General features: G+C 64.4%; 20 protein-coding genes. 3 read left to right on the top strand and 17 right to left on the bottom strand.

Annotated elements, in window-relative coordinates:
• Positions 1-67 precede the first annotated feature (67 nt).
• A complete protein-coding gene (locus tag DLM85_RS20265; RefSeq protein ID WP_111480002.1) occupies positions 68-940 on the top strand; it encodes a pirin family protein in 873 nt (290 codons plus the stop codon).
• 69 nt (positions 941-1009) lie between these two features.
• Positions 1010-1180 carry a hypothetical protein gene (locus DLM85_RS25590; protein ID WP_165822226.1) on the top strand — a complete coding sequence of 57 codons (171 nt, stop codon included), beginning with the start codon at positions 1010-1012 and terminating at the stop codon, positions 1178-1180.
• Between the two features lie 7 nt (positions 1181-1187).
• On the opposite strand, the gene DLM85_RS20260 is transcribed toward DLM85_RS25590, so the two are convergent.
• From DLM85_RS20260 to DLM85_RS20190, 15 genes are all read right to left on the bottom strand, one after another.
• Complete coding sequence (locus DLM85_RS20260; protein WP_111480001.1) at positions 1188-1712, bottom strand: DinB family protein; 525 nt, start codon at positions 1710-1712, stop codon at positions 1188-1190.
• 94 nt (positions 1713-1806) lie between these two features.
• Positions 1807-2862 (bottom strand): class 1 fructose-bisphosphatase, encoded by a 1056-nt coding sequence (fbp, locus tag DLM85_RS20255; RefSeq protein ID WP_111480000.1) that lies wholly within the window; start codon positions 2860-2862, stop codon positions 1807-1809.
• Between the two features lie 260 nt (positions 2863-3122).
• The gene (locus DLM85_RS20250; protein WP_243636071.1) at positions 3123-3620 is read right to left on the bottom strand and encodes a nuclear transport factor 2 family protein; all 498 of its coding nucleotides are present in this window, start codon (positions 3618-3620) and stop codon (positions 3123-3125) included.
• A gap of 172 nt (positions 3621-3792) precedes the next feature.
• On the bottom strand, positions 3793-5160 hold the full coding sequence (locus DLM85_RS20245) for an MFS transporter (protein ID WP_111479999.1): 1368 nt from the start codon (positions 5158-5160) through the stop codon (positions 3793-3795).
• Between the two features lie 3 nt (positions 5161-5163).
• Positions 5164-5841: a beta/alpha barrel domain-containing protein gene (locus DLM85_RS20240; RefSeq protein ID WP_111479998.1), complete on the bottom strand. Its 678-nt coding sequence runs from the start codon at positions 5839-5841 to the stop codon at positions 5164-5166.
• Positions 5842-5864: 23 nt separating this feature from the next.
• Entirely contained in the window at positions 5865-6881 is a 1017-nt protein-coding gene (locus DLM85_RS20235) for a sugar kinase (RefSeq protein ID WP_111479997.1), read from the bottom strand.
• Between the two features lie 155 nt (positions 6882-7036).
• Complete coding sequence (gene uxaC / locus DLM85_RS20230) at positions 7037-8476, bottom strand: glucuronate isomerase (protein ID WP_111479996.1); 1440 nt, start codon at positions 8474-8476, stop codon at positions 7037-7039.
• 147 nt (positions 8477-8623) lie between these two features.
• On the bottom strand, positions 8624-10276 hold the full coding sequence (locus DLM85_RS20225; RefSeq protein WP_111479995.1) for a UxaA family hydrolase: 1653 nt from the start codon (positions 10274-10276) through the stop codon (positions 8624-8626).
• 194 nt (positions 10277-10470) lie between these two features.
• Positions 10471-11994: a tagaturonate reductase gene (locus DLM85_RS20220; protein WP_111479994.1), complete on the bottom strand. Its 1524-nt coding sequence runs from the start codon at positions 11992-11994 to the stop codon at positions 10471-10473.
• Positions 11995-12009: 15 nt separating this feature from the next.
• Positions 12010-14049 (bottom strand): pectate lyase, encoded by a 2040-nt coding sequence (gene pelA, locus DLM85_RS20215; protein WP_165822225.1) that lies wholly within the window; start codon positions 14047-14049, stop codon positions 12010-12012.
• Between the two features lie 51 nt (positions 14050-14100).
• Positions 14101-14460 carry a cupin domain-containing protein gene (locus DLM85_RS20210; RefSeq protein WP_111479992.1) on the bottom strand — a complete coding sequence of 120 codons (360 nt, stop codon included), beginning with the start codon at positions 14458-14460 and terminating at the stop codon, positions 14101-14103.
• A complete protein-coding gene (locus tag DLM85_RS20205) occupies positions 14450-16237 on the bottom strand; it encodes a RagB/SusD family nutrient uptake outer membrane protein (RefSeq protein ID WP_111479991.1) in 1788 nt (595 codons plus the stop codon). The genes DLM85_RS20210 and DLM85_RS20205 overlap by 11 nt, the downstream gene beginning before the upstream one ends.
• Positions 16238-16264: 27 nt before the next feature.
• A complete protein-coding gene (locus DLM85_RS20200) occupies positions 16265-19549 on the bottom strand; it encodes a SusC/RagA family TonB-linked outer membrane protein (RefSeq protein ID WP_111479990.1) in 3285 nt (1094 codons plus the stop codon).
• A 41-nt stretch (positions 19550-19590) separates the two neighbouring features.
• A complete protein-coding gene (gene kduI / locus DLM85_RS20195) occupies positions 19591-20409 on the bottom strand; it encodes a 5-dehydro-4-deoxy-D-glucuronate isomerase (RefSeq protein WP_111479989.1) in 819 nt (272 codons plus the stop codon).
• Positions 20410-20500: 91 nt separating this feature from the next.
• On the bottom strand, positions 20501-21274 hold the full coding sequence (locus DLM85_RS20190; protein ID WP_111479988.1) for an SDR family oxidoreductase: 774 nt from the start codon (positions 21272-21274) through the stop codon (positions 20501-20503).
• Positions 21275-21548: 274 nt separating this feature from the next.
• Here DLM85_RS20190 and DLM85_RS20185 point away from each other — a divergent pair, with 274 nt between their 5' ends.
• Positions 21549-22571 (top strand): LacI family DNA-binding transcriptional regulator, encoded by a 1023-nt coding sequence (locus DLM85_RS20185; RefSeq protein WP_111479987.1) that lies wholly within the window; start codon positions 21549-21551, stop codon positions 22569-22571.
• An 81-nt stretch (positions 22572-22652) separates the two neighbouring features.
• Here DLM85_RS20185 and DLM85_RS20180 read toward each other — a convergent pair whose 3' ends face one another.
• Entirely contained in the window at positions 22653-24596 is a 1944-nt protein-coding gene (locus DLM85_RS20180; protein WP_165822224.1) for a glycoside hydrolase family 88 protein, read from the bottom strand.
• Between the two features lie 187 nt (positions 24597-24783).
• Positions 24784-26436 (bottom strand): glycoside hydrolase family 28 protein, encoded by a 1653-nt coding sequence (locus DLM85_RS20175; protein ID WP_111479986.1) that lies wholly within the window; start codon positions 26434-26436, stop codon positions 24784-24786.
• Positions 26437-26610: the final 174 nt, after the last annotated feature.

Raw genomic sequence — 26610 nt, 5'->3', positions numbered from 1 at the left:
AACTGCCCCGCTTACCGCCACCGACTTCACCAGCGCGCCGCCTCCGCCCCCAACCATTCCAAACTCCATGACCAACACTTTCCGGCGCATCTTTCAGGTCATCGACGGCGTCAAAAAGCTCGTCGGCGACGGGTTCGACGTGTGCAGCCCCATGCCGGGCTCCCGCATCCGCCAGCTCAGCCCCTACCTGCTCCTCGACCACACCGGCCCCGTGCCCGTGCGCCCCACCGACACGCCCCTGGGCGCGCACCCGCACCCGCACCGCGGCTTCGAAACGGTGACGGTGGTGTACCAGGGCTACCTCGCTCACCGCGACACCGCCGGCCACCAGGGCCACCTCGGCCCCGGCGACGTGCAGTGGATGACGGCCGGCGCGGGCCTGCTCCACGAAGAAATGCACGAGCGGGAGTTTGCGCGCCGCGGCGGCACCCTGGAGCTGATTCAGCTGTGGGTGAACGTGCCCGCCAAGGACAAGCTGGTCCCGCCCACCTACCAGGAGCTCCCCGCGGCCACCATTCCCAGCGTGGCCGTGGAGGGCGGCCCGGGCCGCCTTCGCGTCATTGCCGGCGAGTACCAGGGCGTGCAGGGCCCGGCGCGTACCTTTTCCCCGCTCACCCTGCTCGACGCGCACCTGCCCGAGGGCAGCACCACCACCCTGCACCTGCCCGCCGATTACAACGTGGGCCTCTACGTGGTGAAGGGCGACGTGCTCATCAACGACCACCGCCCGGCCCACACCAAGCAGCTGGTCGTGCTGGGCTGGGATGCCACCGATATCCGCCTCAGCAGCACCGAAGACAGCATTGTGCTGGTGCTGGCCGGCGCGCCCATCGTGGAGCCGCTGGCCACCTACGGCCCCTTCGTGATGAACACCAACGAGGAGCTGATGCAGGCCATAGCCGACTACGAAGGCGGCCGCCTGGGCTCCTTCGACGACTGAGCCCGCTGCGCCCGCGGCCGGAAATCCGTGTTACTTTGGGGCCGTTTCACCCGCAACGCCTTTTCTGCCGTGGCCGCTCCGCAAGTCAACCGCGCTTTCATTTGGTTTATCATCGGCCTGGTGTTCATCACCATCGGCATGACCAAGCGCCGCAACCGGGCCTTTGCCGGCATCGGGGCGGCTTTTCTGGCCATCGGCTTCGTGCAGAGCCGCCGGCGCAACGCCCCGCCCGAAGCCTAGGCGCAACTCAGCGGCCGGCCCCGGCCTGCAGCACCCGCGCCGTCACCAGCAGCTGCCCGAGGTGGCGCATGGTGTGCTCGGCCGCGTGCGTGAGCAGCCCGATGATGGTGGACGGCAGCTGGGCCCGCCCCACACCGCGCACCGTCGTGAGCGTGGCCGGGTCGGTGGCGCGCAGCTGCGCCAGGGCCCGGTCGACCTGCGCATCGAAGGCCAGCAGCAGCGCCGTGGGAGTCAGGCCGGCGTGCTCCTGGCCTTCGGCGGCCAGGTAGGCCTGTTGGGCTTCGCTCAGGAACTGGCAGCGGGCGTAGGTCAGCAGCCGGTCGAGCACGCCGGTAAGGTGCTGCAGGTGAAAGCCGACGGAGGCTACGCCGGCCGGCTTCTGCCAGAGCAATTCGGCCGGAAAATCGGCCAGGGCGGCGTGCAGTTCTTCGCGGGCCTGCAGCAGGGCGTGGGCTACGGGCTGCACCAGGGTGGGCATATCGGGCAGCGGGCCGCGCAGCCATACTTCGCGGGAGTCGGGCGGAGTCGTCATACCGGCATCAACCGGGCCGCGCGCCGGATGTTGGCCCGAACGCAAAAGCCTCCCCGGCGGGGAGGCTTTTGCAGTTGTCGGTGGCCAGCAGGGCTTAGGCAGTAGCCGCCGGCTCGGCCGCGCTGACGCAGTCCTGGTAGGCCGTTACCATGGCCGGGGAGCCGATGTAGAGCGGGCTGCGCTGGTGAAAATCGATGGGCGTCACGTCGAGCACCGGGCCGTGCTCCCCGTAGGCCTGCCCCCCGGCCTGCTCGATGAGGAAGGCCAACGGGTAGCATTCGTAGAGCAGGCGCAGCTTGCCGCTGGTGTTCTTGGCCGTGGGCGGGTAGAGGTAGATGCCGCCGGTGAAGAGGTTGCGGTGGTAATCGGCTACCAACGAGCCCACGTAGCGGCCGGCGAAGCGCTGCCGCTTGCAGTCGGTGAGGTAGGTACGCACGCACTCGGGGTAGTCGAACCAGTTGCCCTCGTTGCAGGAAAAGGTTTTGCCCTCGGTGGGGATGGTAATGCTGGGGTGCGAGAGGAAAAACTCGCCCAACGACGGCTCGTAGGTGAAGCCCGCCACGCCGTGCCCGGTGGTGTACACCAGCATGGTGCTCGAGCCGTAGAGAATGTAGCCGGCGGCCACCTGCTGCCGCCCGCCCTGCAGGAAGTCGGCGCGGGTGGCCTTGGAGCCCACCGGCGTCACGCGGCGGTAGATGGCGAAGATGGTCCCGATCGAGACGTTGACGTTGATGTTGGAGGAGCCGTCGAGCGGGTCGATGGCCACCACGTAGCGGCCGTGGTCGTTGCCGGTGTGGATGATGTCGTCCTCTTCCTCCGAGAGCACCGCGCAGGCCTGCCCGCCGTTGCGCAGGGCACGGATAAAGCGGATGTTGGCCACCACGTCGAGCTGCTGCTGCTCCTCGCCCTGCACGTTCTGCTGGCCGTAGGCGCCGGTGATGCCCGCCAGCCCGGCCCGGTTCACCTCCCGGTTGATGATTTTGCCGGCCAGCGCAATGTCGCGCAGCAGCTGCGACAGTTCGCCCGTGGCAAAAGCAAATTCGCTTTGCTTTTGCATGATGTAGCGCTCCAGGGTAGTGCCGACGGGCGAGGCAATGCTGGTTTCGGGCAGCGGATTCTGCGAATTCGGGTTGGTAGTGGTATTGCTCATGCGCGGGTGGGAATTAGGGGTTATGAACGGGGCAGAAACGCAGCATGCCGAGCCCGCTGAAGGCGGCTTGCCGAATCAGGCCGTTTTAGCAACCTAACTACCAGCAAGTTCCCCAACATGCTCAGCACGACTGTTCTGCACTCTCCCGCAACGACCGGGAATGGCCCGGACCGGTAGCTTGCACAGCCAAAATAGCGCCGGCCCAGCCACCCCAGTGTTGCGGTACGCGGCCCAATGGCGAGCCGCGAAGGAGGGAATAACTAGCTCTTGGGTTCGGCCTGCTTCTGGCTCTGCCACAGCACTACCTGCCAGCCCTTCTTCGCGTCCTTGATCTGCACCACCACGTACTTCAGGTGGGCAATGTTGGGCGTGCCGTCGGGCTTGTTGGGCTGGTAGATGGTGATGGTGCCGTTGACCACGGCCGCCTTGCCGTCGTTGTAGGCGCGCACGTTCAGGGCCTCCACGTCAATCTTGTCGTACACGCTCTTGCCGTCGCGAATCGACTGGATGTAGTCCGTTTTGCCGTTCTGCTTGCCGTTGGAGTGCGTGTACACCAGGTCGTCGGCGAAGACCTTCTCCAGAAAGGCGTAGTCTTTCTTCACCTGCGCCTCGAAGCGCTGCCGCTCCAGGGCTTCCACTTCCTTTACGGCCGCCGCGTCCTTGGCTGAGGGCTTGCCGTCTTTGCCGTGAATGGTGGTGAAGGCTGCTAATCCCAAGATGAGCAAGGCGGCTATGGAAAAAGAGAGGATTCGTTTCATGGGAAGAACAATATGGGCGTCATGCCGATCGAAGTCGATTCGACGTCCGAGCGTATTGTCATGCTGAGCCCCGCGAAGCATCTCTACCGCTTCGTTGAATGGTATCTGACGAAGCGGTAGAGATGCTTCGCGGGGCTCAGCATGACGTTCAATTGCCGTCGTGCAGTTATGGTTAAGCCGCCGCCGGTCCGTCGAGCTGAATCGGCTTCATGCGCGGCACCAGGAAGTGCATCAGAATCCAGGCCAGCAGGTAGGCCCCGCCGCAGATCCAGAACATGATGAAGTAGGCCTTGTCGAGCTGGCCGATGCTCTCGTAGTACACGAACATGCGCTTCTGAACCAGCGCTGAGAGCAGAATGCCGCCCAGGCCGCCGGCCATGCCGCCGATGCCCGTTACGGAGGCCACCGCCCGTTTCGGGAACATATCCGACACGGTGGTGAAGATGTTGGCGCTCCAGGCCTGGTGAGCCGCCGCCGCAATGCCGATAACGAGCACCGCCAGCCACATATTTAGCTGCCCGAGCTGCTGGGCAAACACGATGGGGAACACGCACAGCGCGATGAGCAGCATCGAAGTCTTGCGGGCCTTGAAAGGAGCCCAGCCGTTGCGGATGAAGTTCAGCGGAATCCAGCCGCCGCCCACGCTGCCGATGCTCGACAGCACGTACACCGCGGCCACGGGCAGGGCCACGTCGGTGCCTTTCAGACCGTACTGCTTGTTGAGGAAGTCGGGCAGCCAGAACAGGTAAAACCACCAGATCGGGTCCGTCAGAAACTTGCCGAGCACGAAGGCCCAGGTCTGGCGGAAGGTCAGCAGCTTAAACCACGACACCTTGGGCTCGGTGGTGATGGACGCCGCCGCGAGGTCGTCGACGTCGCTGTGGATGTACTCAAACTCGGCCTTGGTGAGCTTGGCGTGCTTGGCGGGCACTTCGTAGAACATAAACCAGAGCACCAGCCACACGAAGCCCAAAGCGCCGGTGATGATGAAGGCCCACTGCCAGCCGATGGTTTCGGCAATCAGCGGCACGGTGAGCGGAGCAATGATGGCGCCCACGTTCGAGCCGGAGTTGAAGATGCCCGTAGCCAGGGCCCGCTCCTTCTGCGGAAACCACTCGGCGGTGGTCTTGATGGCCGCCGGGAAGTTGCCGGCCTCCGTCACGCCCAGAAAGGCGCGCGCCACGCTGAAGCCCATAGTGCTGCTGACAAAAGCGTGGCCGATGGCGGCCAAGCTCCACAGGAAGGTCGACAGCGCATACCCGATTTTGGTGCCGAGCTTGTCGATGATGCGGCCCACGCCCAGCATGCCCAGCGAATAGGCCAGCTTGAAGGCAATTTCAATGTCGGCGTAGTCGCCGGCGTTCCAGTTGAAAACCTTCTCCAGGTAAGGCTTCAGCAGCGAAATAACGGCCCGGTCGAGGTAGTTGACGGTGGTGGCGAAGAACACCAGCCCGCAGATGGTCCAGCGGTATTTCCCGATGGGACCCGCGTCCTGAACGGGTGGTTTAGCGGCGCTGGCCGCTGGCGAAGCTGTTGCCATGCGCTACTTCTTTACGGTGTCCACGAATGCCATCAGCTCGGCGATGCGCTGCCCGAGGGCCTCCAGGTCGCTGCTGTCCTTGAAGAGCTGCGAGCCCATGCCCACGGCGCTGACGCCGGCGCCAAACCAGGCACCCAGGCTTTCGGTGGTCGGCTCCACGCCGCCCGTCACCATGATTTTCACCTTGGGCATGGGGCCGTGCACCGCCTTGATGTAGTCGGGGCCGAGCACGCCGGCGGGGAAGATTTTCACCATTGCCGCGCCCAGGCGGGTGGCGTGGAAGATTTCGTTCAGGGTCATCACGCCGGGCACCCAGGCCACGTCGTAGTGGCGGCAGATGGCGGCCACGTCGGCAGTGGTGATGGGCTGCACCACGAAGTCGGCGCCGGCCAGGATGAAAGCTTCCGCGTCCTTGGCGTTGTAGATGGTGCCGATGCCCAGCAGCATGTCGGGGCAGTTGTCGCGCACGTAGCCGCGCAGCTTCGAAAACACCTCGAAGGCGTTGTCGCCGCGGTTGGTGAATTCAAACACGCGGATGCCGCCGGCGTAGCAGGCCGAAATGATGTTCTGCGCGTGCTCGACATCGGCGTGGTAGAACACCGGGATGACCGGGGCCTGCAGCACGCGGCTAAGCACTTCTTTGGAAGCTATTTGCGGAACGTTATCGGTGTCGAAGGGCATACGGAGGGGTGGGTTAGGGTGAATTATCGGAGCAGGCGGCCGGTCACGTTGCCGGCCATGATGTGCTCCACTTCGGCCACGGTGGCCAGGTTCACGTCGCCGTGGATGGTGTGCTTCAGCGCCGAAGCGGCCGTGGCGAAGTTCAGCGCCTGCTGCGCCGAGTCGAGCTTGAGCTTGCCGTACACGAAGCCGGCAATAAAGGCGTCGCCGCCGCCGATGCGGTCCACGACGGGCGTGATGTCGTAGTACTGGGTCTGCAGGTAGCTTTCGGCCGTGTCGTAGAGCATGCCTTTGATGCGCTCGTGCGAGGCGCTCTGGGTTTTGCGCTTGGTGGCCATGACCTGCTTGATCTGCGGGAACCGCTCGGTGAGCTGCTGCGCCATCGAGGCAAAGCTGTTGCCCGCGTCCTGGGCGGCCTGAATACCGAACAGGTCCTCCGCGTCGCCTTCCGAGCACACGACCACGTCGCAGCCGGCCGTCAGCTCGGGCATTACATCCTGGGCGCGTTGCCCGTACTGCCACAGGTTTCGGCGGTAGTTCACGTCGGCCGACACGGTGATGCCGAGGCGGCGGGCCACCTGGATGGCGTCGCGGCAGGCCTGGGCGGCCGAGGCCGACACGGCGGCGGTGATGCCCGTCCAGTGAAACCACTGGGCGTCTTTCAGGATTTCTTCCCAGTCGAAAGCGGCCGGGTCGAGCTTGGCGAAGGCCGACTCAAATCGGTCGTACACGATGGTGCTGGCCCGCAGCGCCGAGCCGACTTCGAGGAAGTAGAGACCAAGGCGCGTATTCGGCGTGTACACCGTGTGGCGCATGTCCACGCCCAGGGCGCGGAACTGCTGGGTGGCGGCGCGGCCGAGCTGGTGCTCGGGGAAGCAGGTGACGTGGGCGGCGGGCAGGCCGAGGCAGGCCAGGGAAGCGGCCACGTTGGCGTCGCCGCCGCCGTAGGTTACTTCCAGCTCCGAGGCTTGTTCCAGGCGGTAGTTCAACGGCGGCGAGAGCCGCATCATGATTTCGCCGAACGTAACAATTTGCTTCATGCCGGGGGACGAAACGCCGCTACTACGGGCGGCGCGCGGGGTTGAGGGTAAAAGGGACTACCGACAAGGTCGGCAGGAAACGGGGCGGAACAATCGTTTGCGCCCCATAAAAACTCCGGCAACGTTGTCGCAAACGTTGCCGGAGCAGGATTTCACTAAGCCTCGGCCGCTACCGAGGTGGTTTCGGCCACTTTCGAGAAACCGAAGTAGTCGTTGGCGTTGCCGTAGCAGATGTTCTCGACCATCTGGCCCAGCAGCTCCAGATCCGCGGGCAGCTCGCCGTTTTCCACGTCGTTGCCGAGCATGTTGCAGAGGATGCGGCGGAAGTACTCGTGGCGCGGGTACGAGAGGAAGCTGCGCGAGTCGGTGAGCATGCCCACGAAGCGGCTCAGCAGGCCCATGTTCGATAGGGCGTTGATCTGCCGCTCCATGCCGTCCTTCTGGTCGAGGAACCACCAGCCCGAGCCGAACTGCATCTTGCCGGCCACCGAACCGTCCTGGAAGTTGCCGATCATGGTAGCGAACAGCTCGTTGTCGGAGGGGTTCAGGTTGTAGAGAATGGTCTTGGCCAGCTTGTCCTGGGTGTCGAGGCGGTCGAGGAACTTGGCCAGGGCCGGGGCCTGCTGGAAGTCGCCGATGGAGTCCCAGCCGGTATCGGGGCCGAGCTGGCGCAGCATGCGGGCGTTGTTGTTGCGCAGGGCGCCGAGGTGAAACTGCTGGGTCCAGCCTTTCTCCCAGTCCAGCTCCGCCAAAAACACCAGCATGGCCGACTTGAACTGCAGCACTTCCGCGCGCTCCAGCGCCTGGCCGCCGCGCACTTTGGCGAAAATGCGGGTGATGTCGGCGTCCGAGTAGTCGGCGGCGTAGATCTGCTCCAGGCCGTGGTCGGAGAGGCGGCAGCCCAGGGCGGCGAAGTAGTCGTGGCGCACGCGCAGGGCCGTTTGCAGGTCCTGGTAGTTCAGGATTTCCACGGCGGCCGAGGCGCCCAGCTTGTCCAGGTAGGCATTGTAGGCGGCAGCGTCTTCCGGCGACATGGCTTTGTCGGGGCGGAAGGTGGGCAGTACCTGCACGCCGAAGGGGTCGGCGGCAATGGCGCGGTGGTGCTCCAGCGAATCCGACGGGTCGTCGGTGGTGCAGAGCGTCTGCACGTTCATCTTCTTGAGCAGGTTGCGCACCGAGTACTCGGGCGTGCGCAGCAGCGCCGAGCAGTGGTCGTAGATGCGGCGGGCCGACTCCTTGTTGAGCAGCTCCGTCACGCCGAAGTAGCGCTGCAGCTCCAGGTGCGTCCAGTGGTAAAGCGGGTTGCGCAGCGTGTTGGGCACGGTTTCGGCCCATTTCTCAAACTTCTCCCAGTCCGACGCGTCGCCGGTGATGTAGCGCTCATCGATGCCGTTGGTGCGCATGGCGCGCCACTTGTAATGGTCGCCGTAGAGCCAGATCTGCGTCAGGTTGTCGAACTGTTTGTCTTCGGCAATCTGGTCGGGCAGCAGGTGGTTGTGGTAGTCGATGATGGGCATCTGCCGGGCATGCTCGTGGTAGAGCGTGCGCGCCGTAGCGGTCTGCAGCAGAAAATCGTCGTTCAGGAAGGGTTTCATAGGGTAATCTGAGCAAAGCCGCCCGCTCCGAAAAGCACCGGCTGGGTGGGTCGGTCAAAAGTATTTAACCCGGGTAAGCATCCGATGAAGCCGGCCGCCCCGCCCGCGGATTTATTCACGCAAACGGTTCCGGAGCGGCTGGGCTTCTTACAGCGAAACGCCGCGCTTCCAGGGAATGAAGTCGGTCTGTCCGTGGCGCACGGCGGCTACTTCCTCGCCGCTGGCCACGCGGATGACGTAGTCCAGAATCCGCTCCCCGGCTTGCTCGATGGTTTCCTCGCCGTCGATAACGGTGCCGGTGTTCAGATCGATGATATCGGGCATGCGCTTGGCCAGCGGGGTGTTGGTGGCAATCTTGACCACCGGGGCAATGGGGTTGCCGGTGGGCGTGCCCAGGCCGGTGGTGAAGAGCACCACGTTGGCGCCTGAGCCCACCTCGGCCGTGGTCGATTCCACGTCGTTGCCGGGGGTGCAAAGCAGGTTCAGGCCCGGCTTGGTCACCGGCTCGGGGTAGTCGAGCACGGCTACCACCGGCGAAGAACCACCCTTACGGGCCGCGCCGGCCGATTTCATGGCGTCGGTCAGCAAACCGTCGCGGATGTTGCCGGGCGAGGGGTTCATGTCGAAGCCCGAGCCGACGGCAATGGCGGAGTCGCTGTAGGCTTTCATCAGCGAGCTGAAGCGCTGGGCGGTTTCCTGGTCCACGCTGCGGTCTACCAGTTCCTGCTCCACGCCGTTCAGCTCCGGGAATTCGGCCAGGATAACCGAGCCGCCCAGGGCCACCAGCATGTCGGACACGTGGCCCACGGCGGGGTTGGCCGAGATGCCCGAGAAGCCGTCCGAGCCGCCGCACTCCAGGCCGATGCACAGCTTGCTGAGCGGGGCCGGCTGGCGCTGCTGGGCGTTGGCCTGCATCAGGCCGGCGAAGGTCTGGCGCAGGGCGGTGCTCACCAGGCTTTCCTCGGTGCCGATTTTCTGCTGCTCCAGGATGAAGAGCGGCTTGTCGAAGCCTGCGTCGCGCTTGCGGATTTCGTCCTGCAGCATCGACACCTGCGCGTTCTGGCAACCCAGGCTGAGCACGGTAGCGCCGGCCACGTTCGGGTGGGTGATATAGCCCGCGAGCAGGCCGCAGAGCGTCTGCGCATCTTGGCGGATGCCGCCGCAGCCGCCCTCGTGGGTCAGGAAGCGTACGCCATCCACGTTCGGGAACAGCTTGGGCTTCTGGTGGGCTTCCAAGGCCGTGTGCAGGTCGGCCTGCAGGATTTCCTCCACCGACTTGCCGGCCTGCATCAACTGAATCAGCTCCTGCGTCTGCGGTTGGTAGCTTTTCTTGCGGGCGTAGCCCAGGTCATTCACCAGGGCTTCTTCCAGCACCTGGATGTTGCGGTTTTCGCAGAACACCAGCGGAATCACCAGCCAGTAGTTGGCCGTGCCCACCTGCCCGTTGGAGCGGTGGAAGCCCATGAAGGTGCGGTCCTGCCACTGCTCCACATTCGGCACCGGCCAGGAAGCGCGGTGCGCGCCGTGCTCCCCGTAGGAGTTGGTGGCGTGCTTGATGTTCGAGGTGGTGAGCAGGCCGCCCTGCGGAATGGCTTCGCGGATTTTGCCCACGAGCACGCCGTACATGGTCACGGAGTCGCCGACCTGAAAGTCCTGCATGGCCAGCTTGTGCTTGGCCGGAATAGCGGCGACGGTCTTGATGGCGCCATCCTCCCACGGAATGGTGGTGCCGGCCGGCAGGTCCTGCAGGGCGACGAGTACGTTGTCGTGGGGGTGGATTCGGGCTACTAGGTGTTTCATCTTGGGTTTCTCTAGGCCGTCATTCCGAGCGAAGTCGAGGAATCTCGCAGGCTGATGTCCGATAGTAAAATAACTATCGAACGAAGCGGCAGAGATGCTTCGACAAGCTCAGCATGACCTTCTGGATTAGCTGTTCAACGAAGCGCGCCAAGTGTTTCGGCGGCGCTCGGCATGACTTTACCTCTTACAACAAACTACGCCGGCACTTCGCTCCGCAGGTGCTTGGCCACGGTAGCGTACACGCCTTCCTCCAGCATCTGCTGCAGGTAGCCGGTCACGGCCGTGGCGAAGCCCGGCAGGGCGGTCAGGTCGTGGTTCCAGAGGGCCTGGTTGTGCAGCACCACGCTCACCAGCTCGGCGGGCGGCAGGCGCTGCCAGAGGTCGGCGAAGTAGCCGGCTTTTTCGTCCTGAATGGGGTACTGCTCGCCGTTCAGCTCGCCGTACCAGGTGTGGTCTTTCTGCTCGGTGGCCCGCATGAAGAGCAGGTAGGCTGCGAAGCCCAGGGCGGCGCACTGCGGCGCTTTCTTCCACTGCTCGGCGTAGTGCACCAGGGTGGCCACGTTGCGCATCTGCATCTTGGCCGTGTAGTTCAGCGTGATGGCCAGCCAGCGGTGCTCGATGAAGGGGTTGCGGAACCGGTCGAGCACCTGCCGGGCGAAGTCGCGGGCCACCGCCTCGTCGATTTTGTAGGGGATGCCGGGGCGCAAATCGTCCACCATCAGGCGGCTGATGAACTGGCCCATTACCTCGTCTTCCATGGCGCTGCGCACCGTCTCGAAGCCGCTCAGGAAGGCCAGGCCGCAGCTCAGGGTGTGCGTGCCGTTGAGCATGCGCAGCTTCAACTCGCGGAACTGGTTGATGTCGGGCTGAATGATGACGCCCTTGTCGGCCTGCTCGAACGACAGCACCGCGCGCACCTTCTCGTCGCCCTCGATGGCCCAGAGGCGGTATACCTCCGACATCGTGAGCAGGTCGTCGTCGTAGCCCAGCTCCTCGGTCAAGGCGTTGTAGGCGCCCACGTCGGGGCGGCCCGGCACGATGCGGTCCACCAGGGAGTTGCAGCAGGTGTTGGCGGCTTCCAGCCAGTCGATAAACTCGGCTTCCAGCTCGTTGCGGTGGGCCAGCTCCAGCAGAATGGCTTCCAGCTTGCGGCCGTTGTCGGGCACCAGCTCAGTAGGTACAATGACCAGGCCCTTAGACCGGTCGCCCTTAAAGGCTTTCCAGCGTACGTAGAGCACCGCCAGCAGCTTGCCGGGGAAGGACACGGGCGGCGACTGGCGCACGTCGTCGGCCACCAGCTGAATGCCCACTTCCGTGGTGTTGCTGATAACCACCTGCAGGTCGGGCGACTGGGCGCAGCGCAGCACCTCGGCCCACTGGCTTTTGGCCGACAGCACGCGGCTGATGGACGCGCTGACCACGTTTTCCTCGACCTGCTGGCCATCCTCGATGCCGCGGATGCAGAGCGTGTAAAGGCCATTCTGGCGGGCGAAGGCGTTGATGTCGCCGCCGTCGGTCGACTTCACCACCACGATGCGGCCGTTGAAGATGCCCTGGCGGTTGGCCTTGTCGATCAGGTAGTCGGGCAGGCCGCGCAGCAGCACGCCGGTACCGAATTGCAGGACCTTCTCGGGCAGCGCCAGTTGGGCGGCTTCCGGCAGCGTGACGGCCGGGCTGGTCCCGGGGGCCAGCACGATGTTGCGAGACAAGTAGCTCATGGGGGTGGTATTCTCTTATAATCCGCTCTTTCCGTTCGCCCGCTGGTGTTGCCACTGGGGGTATGCTTTGGCCAGCAGTTTGGCCGGCCAGGTGCCGAGGTAGGCGTAGCCCACGCGGCGTTCGTGTTCGATGTCGGCCAGGGCGGCGTGTTTCATGCCGTCGCGGCCGACGTATATCGGTTGGTTGGTTTCCAGGTCGTAAAAACGTGCCCACAAAGTAGAGCCGGCCTCGGGCAATACTCTCCTGTCCTTACCTGTCGGCTGGGCCGGGTCGTCCACATCTTTCACGGTATAACCCTCGATTTTGACCTGGTTCAGCCAGGCCACGGCCGCCTCGATGCTCTGCTTGATTTCGGGCGAGGGGTTATCCTGGGCCAGCAGAAACTCCACGATGCCCACCGTCTCCATGCCGCTCAGCGCCGCCAGCTCGAAGGCGCGGGCCTTGCAGGGCAGCAGGGTGCGGCGGTCGTGCTGGGCGCACCAAGCGGTGAGCTTGCCGCGCTGCACGTACTGCGTCTTCAGAATGCAGCTGATGCCGCGCTGCACGGCCTGCTCGGCGGCGGGCACCAGGCTGAAGTCAACCAGCGCGTAGTCGCCCTTTTTGTCGGCCACGTTCTTGAGCACCCACAACACCTTGATCATGGCGTTGTCGTTGTAGGTAATCTGGGCGCGGTAGGAGGAGCTGTCGGGGTAGAACTGCGGGAATCCGCCGTTTTTGTGCTGCATCTGCAGCAGGTAGCGGATGCCGCGCTCGGCCGCCTGCCGGTAGGCCAGGTTGTTGGTTTTCTTGTAAGCCCCGAGCAGGTAGGTGATTTCGCGGGTGGTGGCGTTGTTGTCGATGGTGGCGTCCTTGCGCACGGCGTCCTTGCGGGTCTGCACGCGCTCGGCCGTGGTCAGCGCTTTCTGATAATCCACCTTCTTCTCCCCTACCGCCTTGGGCCAGCCGCCGATGGCGCGCTGGTACACCAGCATGCGCTCGGCCACCGAGTCCTTGGCCGCTGGCGCGGCCGCCGCAACGGCCGCCGCGTTGACCTTGCCGGACACCGGGTCCCAGGCGCCGCCAAAGGTCCAGGCCGCGTTGATTTGCTTTTCGGTCGGCGCGCCGTCGGCCGTCACCAGGTTATCCGAGTGCCAGGCGTAGTCGCCGCCCTTGCGGTGGCAGTCGGCGTAGTACACGCGGCGGCCCCAGAGCGGGGTGCCGGGTCCGGACGTGGCGTGGTAGATATCGGCGTCGGCCATGTTCTCGCTGAACTTGCAGCCGACGAGGTAAAACTGCGACTCGCGGTGGTAGCGGCCGAGCTTGAAGCCTTTGTCGCCCTCGAAGGTGCAGTTCTTCAGCACCATCTTGGAGGCCTTGCTGCCGGTGCCGTCGTGCCAGATGGCGGCCGAGGTGCTGTGGCAGATAAAGCGGCAGTTTTCGGCGTAGGCCCAGCCGCGCGGGCAGTAGAAGTCGACGCCGCCTTCCAGGGTGCAGTCCTTGAAGTAGAACTGCCCACCCTCGGTGTCCCAGGGGCTCACGGTGTCGCCGCCGTAGGCCCGGAAGGTGCAGTGCACAAACTTCATGCGGGGCGAGCCAGCGAAGGTGCGCAGGGCCATCTGGTGGGTCGAGCCGCCGATTTTCTTCGAGCCCGTCGGGTCCGTCGGGCACGGAATGACCTGGTCGTCGGGCGAGTCGAGGCCGTGGCTGTTCACCACGCTCAGGTTTTCCAGCGTCAGGTCGGGCGAGTTGCGCACGTTGATGGTGGCCACGCCCCAGTCGTCGGTATTGCCGGCGCAGCGGGCTGCCTCGCGGGCCAAGGACACCTGAATCCAGGTCAGCGCCTCACCGGCGCCGCGCAAAGTCAGGTGGTCTTTGCCGTCGATGAAGAGCTGCTCGCGGTAGATGCCCTTCTTGATGGTGATGACGCGCGGTTTGTCGGCGTGGGCCGGCAGGCTGTTGATGGCCTCCTGCACCGTTTTAAACTGGCCGGTGCCGTCGGCGGCCACGGTGAGTTGCTGGGCCGCAGCCGCGCCACTCACCAGGGCAAAGCCCGCTCCCAGTACCAATCTAGTCAACCAACGTCGCATCATCTCGCGCATCTTCTTATTCGCCCGCACCGCGGCGGGTTATTGCAAAAAATCCTCCCGCAGGGGAGAAAAGGAATCCAGCAGCACACCGCTTTCCAGGCAGGTGGTGCCGTGCAGGGTATTGCCCGGCACAAAGCAGCTGTCACCGGGGCGCAGCACCCGGGTGTCGCCGGCAATGGTGTACTCGAACGCGCCGCTTTCCACGTAGCTGGTCTGCGCGTGCGGGTGCTGGTGCTCCGCCCCCACGGCGCCGGCCTCGAAGGCCACTTTCACCAGCATCAGCGCCGGCCCGTAGGCCAGCACCTGCCGCCGCACGCCCTCGGCCACGGACTCCCAAGGGAGCCCGTGGCCGGCGCAAAACTGCGCAGTGGCGTGGTCCGAAGCCGCGCTATTGGGCATAGCTCGGGTTCTGGGTCAGCAGCGGGTTGGTATTGCGCGACTCGGCCGGGATGGGCAGCAGCTGGCGGGCGTCGACGTAGCTGGCGGCAATGTCGGCAATGCGGGCCTCGGTGATGCTGTTGCGCCAGTTCACCCGGGTCTGGCCGCTGGGGGGGTTGCTGGTCGGCGACGGACCGTAGTACGAATTCACCGCTACCAACGGGCCGGGAACCGTCTGGGTGATGTAGTACATGTAGGTCGGGATGTTCAGGTTCGGCGTGGTGGCGTTGGTCCAGGCACGCAGCGTGTTCTTGATTTCCTGAAACTTGGCACCCAGCAGGTTCCAGCGCATCAGGTCGTACTTGCGGATGCCTTCCCCGCCGAACTCCAGGTTCCGCTCCCGAATGATGGCGTCGCGGAAGTCGGTGTAGCTGCCGGGCATGGCGGGCAGCGTGGCGCTGCCGTAGGCGCGGGCGCGCACTTCGCGCAGGGCCGCCTGGGCGTCGGTGCTCGGGCCGTTCAGCGCCTCGTTTTCCGCTTCGGCAAACATCAGCAGCACGTCGGAGAAGCGGATCAGCGGCCAGTTGTAGCCCATGCTCTGCGCGGCCGAGTTGCGCACGGCGGCGTTGCTGCTCCACTCGCGGCGGAACTTGCCGTCGTAGGCGGTGATGAGGTTGGCGGGCACTCGGCGCGACGACGCGTCCACGGTGTACGGCGCGATGGTTACGTCGCGGCGCGTATCGGTGGGGTCAAACGCGTAGAAGTACGTGGGCTGCACCACGATGGCGCCCTGCGTCTGGGTGCCGCCGCTGATGGCCGTGCGCGGGCCGTTGAAGTAGCCCAGCTTGCTGTCGGTGGACCCGGCGTTGACGGTGCCGCCCATGGCCACTTGGAAGACGATTTCGTTAGCCGCGTCGCGGCGGTACTCGGCAATGCTGCGGAACGGCTCCTCAAACGAGGTGTTGAGCGTGTGCTCCCCGCGCATGGCCATCAGCTCGCGGCACTCCACGCGCACCGTGTCGTAGAACTTGCGGTAGTCGGCGGCGCGCTCCACCCGCGAGGTTTTCGGGTCGAAGTAGAAACCGGCGCGGTACAGCGCGACGCGGGCCCGCAGGGCCTTCACGGCGCCTTTGGTGATACGCTCGTTGGCCGCCCCCGCCGTCGAGCGCCACGGCACCAGCTTGGCCGCCAGGTCGAGGTCGGCCAGCAGGCGGTCGAAAATGATGTTGCGGTCGACGCGCGGAATGTTAAAATCCTGACCCGTCTCGGTGGCTTCGAAGGGCGCGGGCACGTCGCCCCAGTTGCGCACCAATTCGAAGAAGTACTGCGCCCGCAGCGTCAGGGCCTCGCCGTGCAGGCGGCGCACCTCTTCGTAGCCCGCGGCCCCGGGAGTGTTGTACAGCTCCATTTCCGGAATGTACTTGATGCAGACGTTGGCCCGGCCGATACCGCGGTACAGCGCGTTCCAGGCGTTGCGCACGTCGGCATTGGTCACGGCCGAGTTGTAGCGCGCAATGCCGCGGCGGCCTTCGCCGGCGTCGTCGCCGGTGGGCGAGTTCAGGAAGTCCTCCGAGTCGTAGGGAAAGTAGCCGCTGATGCGGTTGCCGTAGGAAGCGTCGCCGGCCAGCGGAGCATAGGCACCGATAACGGAGTTGTAGGCGCCGGTGACGGTGCTAAACACGGTTTCGGGCGTGTCGGTGGCCGTCGGCTCCACGGTCAGGAAGTCGTTGCAGGCCGTCAGGCTGCTCAGGCCAATGATGCCTAAGGCAACGAGCGACGGACGGAATATCGATTTCATCGGGAATGTCAACTGCGGGTGGGAATACTAGAAAGTCAGGTTCACGCCGGCCAGGAAAGCGCGGCTGCGCGGGTAGGCGGCGTAGTCCACGCCGGGGGTCAGCGGGTTGGCCGTACGGGTGTTCACCTCCGGGTCGTAGCCCGAGTACTTGCTGAACGTGTAGAGGTTATTCACCGTCACGTAGAAGCGGGCCTGCTGCAGCTTGGCTGCCGATGCCACGCCCTTGGGCAGGGAGTAGCCCAGGGTGATGTTGTTCACGCGCAGGAACGAGCCGTCCTCAATAGCCCAGGAGTGCGGGAACAGCGTGCGGGTCGGGCTCCAGATCTGGGCCCCCTGATTGACCCGGCGCGTAGTTTCCAGGTCGGTGATGATGGCCCCGTTCTCGTCGATGGTGCGGTAACGGTCCTTCATAACAGCCAGGCCGTTGCTCAGGTTGGTGTTGGCCAGGTAGGAGGTCAGCTCGATCTTGTTGGCGTTGTAGATGTCGTTGCCGTAGACGAAGTTCAGAAACACGCTGGCGTCGAAGTTCTTCCAGGTGAACTGCTGGTTCAGGCCGCCCGTGAACTTGGGGTTGGCGTTGCCGATGACGGTGCGGTCATTGGAATCCACCACGCCGTCTTCGTTCAGGTCTTTCAGCTTGATGGTACCCGGCGTTACCTGCGCGCCGGTGGCGCTAAAGCCCACCACGCTCCGGTCGCTTACCACGCCCGGCTTGAGCGTCCACTGGCCGGTGGCGGCGTTGTAGCCGGTGAAGTCGTCGGCCGTGTAGAAACCTTGGCTGCCGTTGTCGAAGTCCGTCACGTAGCCGTACATCAGGCCCGTGGGCTGGCCCACGGCCACGTAGTAGTCGCCCGGAATGGCCGTGCTGGCCCAGCCCGAGTACTGAATCGGCAGTTCGCTCACGTTGCCGAGGCTTTCCACCTTGTTGCGGTTGAAGGAGATGTTGCCGCTGGCGTTCCAGTTGAAGCTGCCGTTCTGAATCACCGTGCCCGACAGCTGCAGCTCAATCCCGCGGTTCGACGTTGCGCCGATGTTTTTCAGCTGCGAGTTGTAGCCCGTGGTCGGTTGGATGGGCTGGTTGATGAGCAGGTCGGTGGTTTTGCTGCGGTAGGCGTCAATGGAGAACTGCACCCGGTTGCTGAACAGGGACACGTCCAGGCCCACGTTGGCGCTGGCCGTGGTTTCCCACTTCAGCCCGCGGTTGGCCAACCCGATCAGCGCGGTACCCGGCGTGAGCACGTCGTTGAGCGCGTAGTACGTGTTGGGCAGGTCGCTGTCGGGGTTCGACACCCCGAACAGCGGGTCGTAGAGGAAGTCGCGGATGCGGTTGTTGCCCGACAGGCCGTAGGAGGCCCGCAGCTTCATGTCCGACACGACAGCCGCGTAGGGCTGCATAAACGACTCCTGCGAGATGCGCCACGCGGCCGAGCCGGCCGGGAAGTAGCCCCAAATATTGTTGTCCCGGAACTTCGACGACCCGTCCCCGCGCATCGTGAAGGTGAAGAGGTACTTGTCGGCGTAGCCGTAGTTCAGGCGCCCGAAGCCCGAGAGCAGGCGCGAGTCTTCCGACACACCCGTCGAGGGCGCGGGCTGCGGCGTGTTGGGCGCGGTGTAGTCGCGCTGGGCGATGTTGTCGATGGCGCGCTCCGCCGTAATGGTCTTGGGCAGGTAGTAGCCGGCAATGCTCAGCAGCGTGTTGCGGCGCATGTAGATTTCCTGCCCCAGCAGCGCGTCGAACTGGTGCTTACCCTGCTTCAGGTTGTACGTCAGCACGTTCGACTGGTTCAGGCTGTAGGCCTGCGTGGTGCCGATGGTGGCGTAGGGCAGGTTGGAGAAGTTGCGGATGTTGGGCGAAAACTGCCCGTAGAACAACTCCCGACGGCCGTTGGTATTGTCGAAGCCCAGCGTAGCGCGGAAGGCCAGGTTCTTGCGGATGTTGTAGGTGGCGTTGCCGCTCAGGTTGAACACGCGGCGCCGGTCGCGGCGGTATTCGTTATTGAGCGTCAGCACCGGGTTCGAGAGGTTGCCCGAGCTGCTGAAGAAGTCGTCGTCGGGGTTGTCGTCGATGAGCACGCCGGAGTTCAGCTGCGCCAGCGTGGCCAGCGGCTGATACACCAGCGTGTTGCGCAGGCGGGTGTTGGTGGTCGAGCCGGTACCCTGGTTCGAGGTGCCCGCGCCCCGAATCACCTGGTCGGTGAAGCGGGTGCTGAAGCCGAAGCGGAACTTGTCGTTGGCCTTGTGGTCGAGGCGGAAGTTGACCAGGTTGCGGGTGAAGCCCGACAGAATCTGGATGCCGTTTTCGTCGTTGCGCGTCAGGCTCAGCGAGTAGGTCGTGCCTTTGGCCCCACCGGCCACGGCCACGTTGTGCGTCTGCTGGAAGGCCCGGCGGCCGAATACCTTGTCCTGCCAGTCGATGAACTCGGCGTCGCGCAAATTGCTGAGCGTGTCGCTGGAGAGGGTGCCAAAGCGCTTGTAGAAGTTGGTCAGCGGCTGCCCGCCCGAAATCCGCGACTTCTCGTAGGCGTAGTCCAGGTAGTCGGCCGGCTTGAGCACGTCGAGGCGCTTGGTAATCTGGCGGAAGCCCGCGAAGCCGTTGTAGGTAACGGTGGTGCGGCCTTCGCGCCCGCCCTTGGTGGTGATGATGACGACGCCGTTGGCCCCGCGCGCGCCGTAAATGGCCGTGGCCGAGGCGTCCTTCAGCACGTCGACGGACAGAATGTCCTGGGGCGAAATCACCTGCAGGGCGTTTTCGATCTGCACCCCGTCCACCACGTACAGCGGCGAGTTGTCCTGGGTGATGGAACCGCCGCCGCGCACGCGGATGCGGATATCGGAGCCGGGCTGGCCTTCCGAAGCCGTCAGCTGCACGCCGGCGAGGCGGCCGGTCAGGGCCTCCGCGGCGGAGTTGACGGGAATGTCCTTGATCTGCTGGGCCGTCACCGACGCCACCGAGCCGGTCACGTCGCGGCGCGGCACTTCCTGGTAGCCGATAACCACCACGTCCTCCAGGGTTTTGGCATCCTCTTTCAGCGTCACGGTCAGGTCGCCGCCGGCGCCCACCGGCACGTCCTGCGGCTCGAAGCCGATGTAGCTGAAGCGCAGCACGGGGTTGTCGCCCGTCACGTTCAGGCTGAACTTGCCCTCGGGGTCGGTGGTGGCGCCGTTGGTAGTGCCTTTCACCACTACGGTCACGCCGGGCAGCTCCTCGCCCTTGGCCGAGCGCACGACGCCGCTGATGCGGCGGCCCTGCTGAGCATTGGCCACCACTGCCATACTAAGCAGCGAGCCGGCCAGGAATAGATGTTTTTTCATGGAAAGAACGATGTGGGAATCGAAAGCGGGTGAGAAAGGAACTAGCGCAGGTCGTAGATGCCCACGGGGTCCATGTCGGTGTATTCCAGGTTTTCGCCGGCCATGCCCCAGATGAAGGCGTAGGCGCTGGTGCCGCAGCCGGTGTGGATGGACCAGGGCGGGGAGAGGATGGCCTGCTCGTTGCTGACCCACAAGGGGCGCGTTTCGCTCGGCTCGCCCAGCAGGTGCAGCACGCGCTGGTTGTCGGGCAGGTTGAAGTAGAGGTAGGCCTCCATGCGCCGCGTGTGGGTGTGCGAGGGCATGGTGTTCCACACCGAGCCGGCCTGGAGCTGCGTGAGGCCCATCACCAGCTGGCAGCTGGCAATGCCCTCGTTGTAGATGTACTTGTAGATGGTGCGCTGGTTGGCCGTTTCCAGCGCGCCCATCTGCACCGGCGTGGCCTCGGCCTGCGTGCGGCGCGTGGTTGGGTAGTGCTGGTGCGCCGGCGCCGACAGCACGTAGTACTTGGCGCCTTCGCCCGCGAACTGCACGTCTTTCGACCCGCGGCCCACGTAGAGGCAGTCCTGGTTGCCCAGCTCGTACACCGTGCCGTCCACCGTCACCTGGCCCGCGCCGCCGATGTTGAGAATGCCCAGCTCGCGGCGCTCCAGGAAGAAGTTGGCCTTCAGCTCGCCCGGGTTGGGCAAGCCAAGCGGCTGGCCCTGCGGCTGCACCCCGCCCACGATCATGCGGTCGTAGTGCGTGTAGACCAGCGTGATGTCGCCGGGCACGAACAGGGTGTCGATCAGGAAATGCGCCCGCCGTTCGGCGGTAGTCATCTGGGCGGTTTCGCGGGGGCTGACGGCGAAGCGTTGGGTCATCAGGTAGTGAACTTGTGGAGTTGTGAAGGGTGAAATGGCAAATGGCAAGCAGAGAGTTTCACAACTGCACCGCTTCGCTACTTCACCTTGGTTAGCGGCCCATCCAGCCGCCGTCGACGGTGAGGATGGTGCCGTGCACGTAGTCGCTGGCCGGGGAGGCGAGGAACACGGTGGGGCCTTTGAAGTCATCCGGGGTGCCCCAGCGGCCGGCGGGGATGCGGCCTAGGATGCTGGTGGAGCGGTCCGGGTCGTTGCGCAGGGCCTCCGTGTTGTCGGTGGCGATATAACCCGGGGCAATGGCATTAACGTTCACGCCGCGGCCGGCCCATTCATTGGCTAAGGCTTTGACCACCGAGCCAATGGCGCCTTTGCTGGCCGCGTAGCCCGGCACGTTGATGCCGCCCTGGAAGGTCAAGAGCGACGCCGTGAAGATGATTTTGCCGGCGCCCTGCTCCAGCATGCGCCCGCCGATGGCGCGGGCCAGGCGGAACGGGGCGTCGAGGTTGATTTGCAGCACTTCGTCCCAGAGCTCGTCCGCGTGCTCGGCGGCCGGGGCGCGCTTGATGGTGCCGGCGTTATTCACCAGGATGTCGATGCGCGGAAAGTCCAGCATCACCTGGGCGATAAAGGCGTCGGTGGCAGCGCGCTGGCCGAAGTTGCACTGGTAGGCGGTAAACTTGCGGCCCAGGGCTTCCACCTGCTGCTGCGTCCGGCCGCCGCTCAGCGGCATGGTGGCCGACACGCCGATGATGTCCGCGCCGGCTTCGGCCAGGCCCAGGGCCATGCCCTGCCCAATACCCTTGTTGCAGCCCGTTACCAGGGCCGTTTTGCCAGCGAGACTAAACCATTCGGGAACGTGGGCCATGCGGAGTCGTTAATAACTTTTCGAGGATCAATCAGCGGCCGGCAAAGCGGTTTCGTCGGAGCTGGTTTGTTAATTTTCATAGCTTCTGAGACAAAACGAAACCGCCTTCTGACTTTATTTGCGCAATCGTTATCGGGAACGTTGCCAATTCGCGCAGTTGTCCCCTTGCCACAAGTTCGGCCTTCGCGCTCTGCTGCACTCTCCTGTTTCGGAGCCAAAAAAAAGCCTTAACTACGCGGCGCGATTAATTGTACTTTCACCAGCCCACCCACCCTTGGATACCGTCACCATCAAAGACATTGCCCGCGCCCTGAACCTGTCGACCTCCACGGTGTCGCGGGCCTTGCGCGGCAGCTATGAAATCAACCCCGAGACGAAACGGCTGGTGCTGGAGTACGCCGAGCGCCTCAACTACCGGCCCAACCCCATTGCGCTGAGTTTGAAGGGCTCCTCTTCGCGGGCCATTGCCGTCATCGTGCCGCAGATTGCCAATTACTTCTTCTCGCAGGCCATCAACGGCATCGAGGCCATTGCCTACAACCGTGGCTACCACGTCATCATTTTCCAGACGCACGAGTCGTACGAGCGGGAAGTGGCCAACGTGCAGCAGGCCCTCTCGCGCAAGGTCGACGGGCTGCTCATCTCGCTCAGCAGCGAAACTTCGGACGTGGAGCACCTGCGCGAGCTGCTCGACCGCAACATGCCCATCGTGCAGTTCGACCGCGTGTCGACGGAGCTGAACACGACCAAAGTGGTGGCCGACAACTTTGCCGGGGCCTTCGCCGCCACCGAGCACCTGATCAAGGCCGGGCGCAGGCGCATTGCCCACCTGACCATTCCGCCGTGGATCAGCATCACCCAGGAGCGCCTGGCCGGCTACCGCGCCGCCCTGGAGCAGTACGGCCTCGAATACGACGAAAGCCTGGTGCGCTACGGTACCTTCGGCCCCGACGAAGCCACCACGATGGTGGATGATCTGCTGGCGCAGGCCTCCCCGCCCGACGCCTTCTTCACCGCCTCCGACCGCCTGGCCCTGGGCGCGCTGGCCGCCCTGCAGCGGCGCAAGATTGCCATTCCGCAGGACGTGTCGCTGATCGGCTTCACCAACCTGAACGTGGCCGACTTACTTTCCCCTTCGCTGAGCACGGTGGTGCAGCCGGCTCAGGAAATCGGGCAGATTGCCGCCGAGCGCCTGATCGAGCTGATCGAGCGGAAGCAGAAAGCCGCCCCACCGACCACTATCATCGTGCCTTCCCACCTCTCCGTGCGCGAATCGACGCGGCGGGCAGAGGAGTAAGAGGTGACGAAGTAAGAGGGGACACGTGACAGGTTAGTCGTTCTGACCTGTTACGTGTCCCCTCTTACTTGTTCCCCGAAATTACTTCGCCTGCTGCAGCAGCCAGGTGGCCAGGTCTTTGGCGGCGGCGAAATTCTGGAACTGCGCCGGAATCTTGCGGCCGTCCACGTACTCGGTGTACAGCCACGGGTCACCCACGGCGAAGACCGTGCCCTTGCCCACCTTAGCGGTAGCCATGATGACGTATTTGTCCTTGCTGATGAGCGGTTTGGCCGGGCCGCTGAGCGTGAGCGGGGCCAGCTCCTTGATGTAGGCGGCGCGGGCGGTTTTGAAGACGGCGTTGCCGGCCGGCAGCTCCACCAGGCCCTGCTCGAACTGGCTGCCCTTCACCATGTTTAGGTTCACCGCGTCGAAGTGAATGCCGAAGGCTTCGGCCAGCTTGTTGAAGCGCGGAATTTCGCAGTTCGAGGTGTCATTGGCCATTAGCACCAGCACGCCGCCGGCCTTTACCCAGTCCGTCACGGCCTGCACGTCGGTGGGCTGCACGTAGTTGGGCTTGGGCGTCTCCTTCTTGGTATCGGGGTCGACGATGATGTACACGTTCACGTTCTTGAGCGAGGCAGCGGTGGGCGCGGTGGTCACGTAGCGGGTCTGGGCGCCCAGGTCGCGCCACTGCGTGCCCCAGAAGTAGAAGCCGCCGTGGGTGCGGTCGTCCCAGGTGTAGTGCCAGGTTTCTTCCTGCCCGGTAATGGGGTTCTTGCGCAGCTCGTGGTTGAAGTAGTTGTCGAGCCCCACGGTTTTGCCCCGGCCCAGGGCCTGCCCGGCGGCCGTTTCCATCTCGATGCTGGCCAGAATAAACGGCCCGACGCCCTTCAAATCGTTCTTGCGCAGCGGCTCGGTGAGGTAGTACTCAAACGAGCCGTCCCGGTACGGATTGCCGCCCAGGCCGCCCACGCTCACCGTCCCGTTGAAGGCCAGCGCCCCGCTTTCCTCGGCCACAAAGGTCTTTAGCAGCCCGTCGTAGCCCTTTTTGGCCGCGTCGGCGTACTTCTTGTCGAGGTAGCCCATGCGCACGCCCTTCTGCAGGAAGTACACGAACATGCTGCTGCCCGAGGCTTCGGCGTAGTTGCCCTTGCGCGTGGCCTGGTCGACCACCAACGACCAGGTGCCGGTCTTCGCATCCTGGTACTTCACCAGCACCGGTGCCAGGCGCTGCACGTCCTTGATGAGCTGCTGGCGCTGCGGGTGGTTCTGGGGAAAGTAGTCGAGCACGTCCACCAGCGCCATGGCGTACCAGCCCATGCCCCGGTCCCAGAAGTTGGGCGACTGGCCGGTGGTTTTGTTGGCCCACTTCTGCTCCCGGCTTTCGTCGTAGCCGTGGTAGAGCAAGCCGGTTTTGGGGTCGACGAGGTTCTGCTCAATCAGCGCAAACTGCTTGGCCACGTCGTCGAAGCCCTGGGGCTGATTGAAAACCTTGCTGTACTCGGCATAAAAGGGCTCGGCCATGTAGAGGCCGTCGAGCCACATCTGGTTGGGATACACTTTCTTGTGCCAGAAGCCGCCGGCCTTGGTGCGCGGCTGCCCCTCCAGCTGCTGGCGCAGCAGCTGGGCCGCCTTCACGTACTTCTGCTGGGTGGCCGCGCTGCCCACCGAAATCTGGCTCAGCAGCAGCACGGCGTGGCCGGTGGTGAGGTTGTCGAGGTTGTAGTCCTCCAGCTTGTAGGTGCGAATCGTGCCGTCGGGCCGGATGAACTGGTCGAGGTCCTTCTGGATGTAGCCGAAGTACTTCGGGTCGCCGGTGCGCTGCCACACCCGCTCCAGGGCCTTGAGCATCAGGCCTTGCTCGTAGTCCCAGCGGGCGGTTTTGCGGTTGCCGATAACGATGGAATCGGGGTACCAGCCGATAAACGCGTCGGCCATGCGCTGCGACATGGCCGGGCGGGCGGCCGGCGCCTGCTGGGCCTCGGCGGTGGGGCTCAAAGCCAGCAAGCTCAGCAGCGGAAGAAAACGAAAAGAATTTTTCATTCGGTGGGGGAAGCTAGAATCTGAAAAACGGCTGTCATCCTTCATCTGGCGTACGGCGCAGCCGAAGGACCTTATCCCCGAAAAAAACGGCGGGCGTCAGGCAGTTGCTATCCGATGTGATAAGGTCCTTCGTCTCCGCTTGATGCGCGGAATGCTCAGGATGACAGGCGAGGCAAGCTGCCCGGAATTAGCTTTTGGTAATCGACACGGCTTTCTTGGGCGCGTTGGCGCCCATTTCCACGTCTTTCTTGGCCGATTTGGTGTTGGTGTTCGACACCTTCACGTTCTTGGTCCGCTCGCCGCTCACGCGCAGGAGCACCTCCGCACCGCTGGCGTAGCGGATGTTGTCGAGGGTGATGTCGCGGGCGTTCTGGATTTCGAGCACCGGCTTGGTTTCCTTGGAGAGGATGGTCACGTTCTTGAGGCGGATGTTCTCGGCCTCCTGGCACACCAGGCCCTTGTCGGCCTCCAGCACCGCGTTTTCGATGCTGATGTCCTTGATGGCCATTTCGGGCAGCCCGCGCACCAAAATGGCGGTTTCGGCACCCTTGCAGGTCACGTTCTTGATGAAGAACGAGCGGAACTGCGGGGTGCCTTCGCCCAGCGGCTCGGCCTTCATTTCGGGCGGCGCCGTCGATTCGCCCTTCAGCGGCACCGGGTCCTTGGCGGCGTAGTACATATCGAACAGGATGGCCTGGCCGGCAATGTCGGTCATGTCCACCCCGTCGACGAAGATGTTCTCGACCACGCCGCCCCGGCCGCGGGCCGTCTTGAAGCGCAGGCCCACGTCGGTGCCCATGAAGGTGCAGTTCTGCACGTACAGGTTGCGCGCCCCGCCCGACATTTCGGAGCCAATCACGAAGCCGCCGTGGGCGTGGTACACCTTATCGTTGCGGAACAGGAAGTTCTCGGTGGGCACGCCGCGCTTGCGGCCCTGCTCGTCGCGGCCCGACTTGATGCAGATGCCGTCGTCGCCCACGTCGAACACGCAGTCCTCCACGATGCCGTTGCGGCACGACTCGAGGTCCAGCGCGTCGGTGTTCTGGCCGTACCAGGGGTTTTTAGCCGTCACGCCGCGGATGATAATGTCGTCGCAGAGCAGGGGGTGAATGGTCCAGGCCGGGGAGTTCTGAATGGTGAAGCCCTGGAGCAGCACCCGCTTGCAGCGCGTGAGGCTGAGCATGTTGGGGCGCAGGAAGTCCTTCACGTCGGCAAAGTCCTTGATGTCGGTTTTCGAGGCCGTCAGCACGCCGGGCTTGTCCATCGTGCTGGCTTTCAACGACTGCTCCGAGGGGTACCAGGTGTCTTTCTTGGCATTGAGCGCGCCGCCCGAGGCCACCAGCTTGTCCCACTGCGTCTCGTTGAGCTTGCTTTTCTTCACCGGGCGCCAGGCGTCGCCGGCCCCGTCGAAGGTGCCCTGGCCGGTAATGGCAATGTTTTCCAGGTCGGCGCCGTAGAGCGGCGAGAGGTTGCGCACGGCGTCGAGGCCTTCCCAGTTGGTTTTGATGAGCGGGTAATCGGCGCGGTTGGCCGAGAACTGCACCAGGGCACCTTTGGCCAGGTGCAGGTTCACGTTGTTTTTCAGCACGATGGGGCCGGTCAGCCACAGGCCGCGGGGCACCAGCACCACGCCGCCGCCAGCCTGGGTGCAGGCGTCGATGGCCTTGCGGAAGGACTCGGTGTTGAGCGTCTGGCCGTCGGCTACGGCCCCGTACTTGAGGATGGAGAGCGTGTCGGCGCGGAATGAAGTGGTTTTGACGGGCGGGAGGTTGGGGGTCTGGGCCAGGGCGGCCGGCGCGCCGGCGCCGGCCAGCAAGCCAGCCAGGAGTAGTGCTTTCATGAAGAGCAGCGGAGTGGAAAAAGAGACGAGCGGCGCCGTGGCGGACGCGGCCCCGGGCACCCGATTGGCACCCGGCAAAACCGGCTGAGCCGCCGCCGCCAGGGCGGCGGCCCGGCGCAGCGCGGGCATTCTAGATGCTGATATTAGGCCAAAGCCCGCGCGCGGGGCGAAAGT

It is taken from the genome of Hymenobacter edaphi (genome assembly GCF_003258365.1).
Classification (GTDB): domain Bacteria; phylum Bacteroidota; class Bacteroidia; order Cytophagales; family Hymenobacteraceae; genus Solirubrum; species Solirubrum edaphi.
The sequence above is the reverse complement of the archived record's forward strand: the minus strand, read 5'-3'. Positions and strand labels throughout refer to the sequence as shown.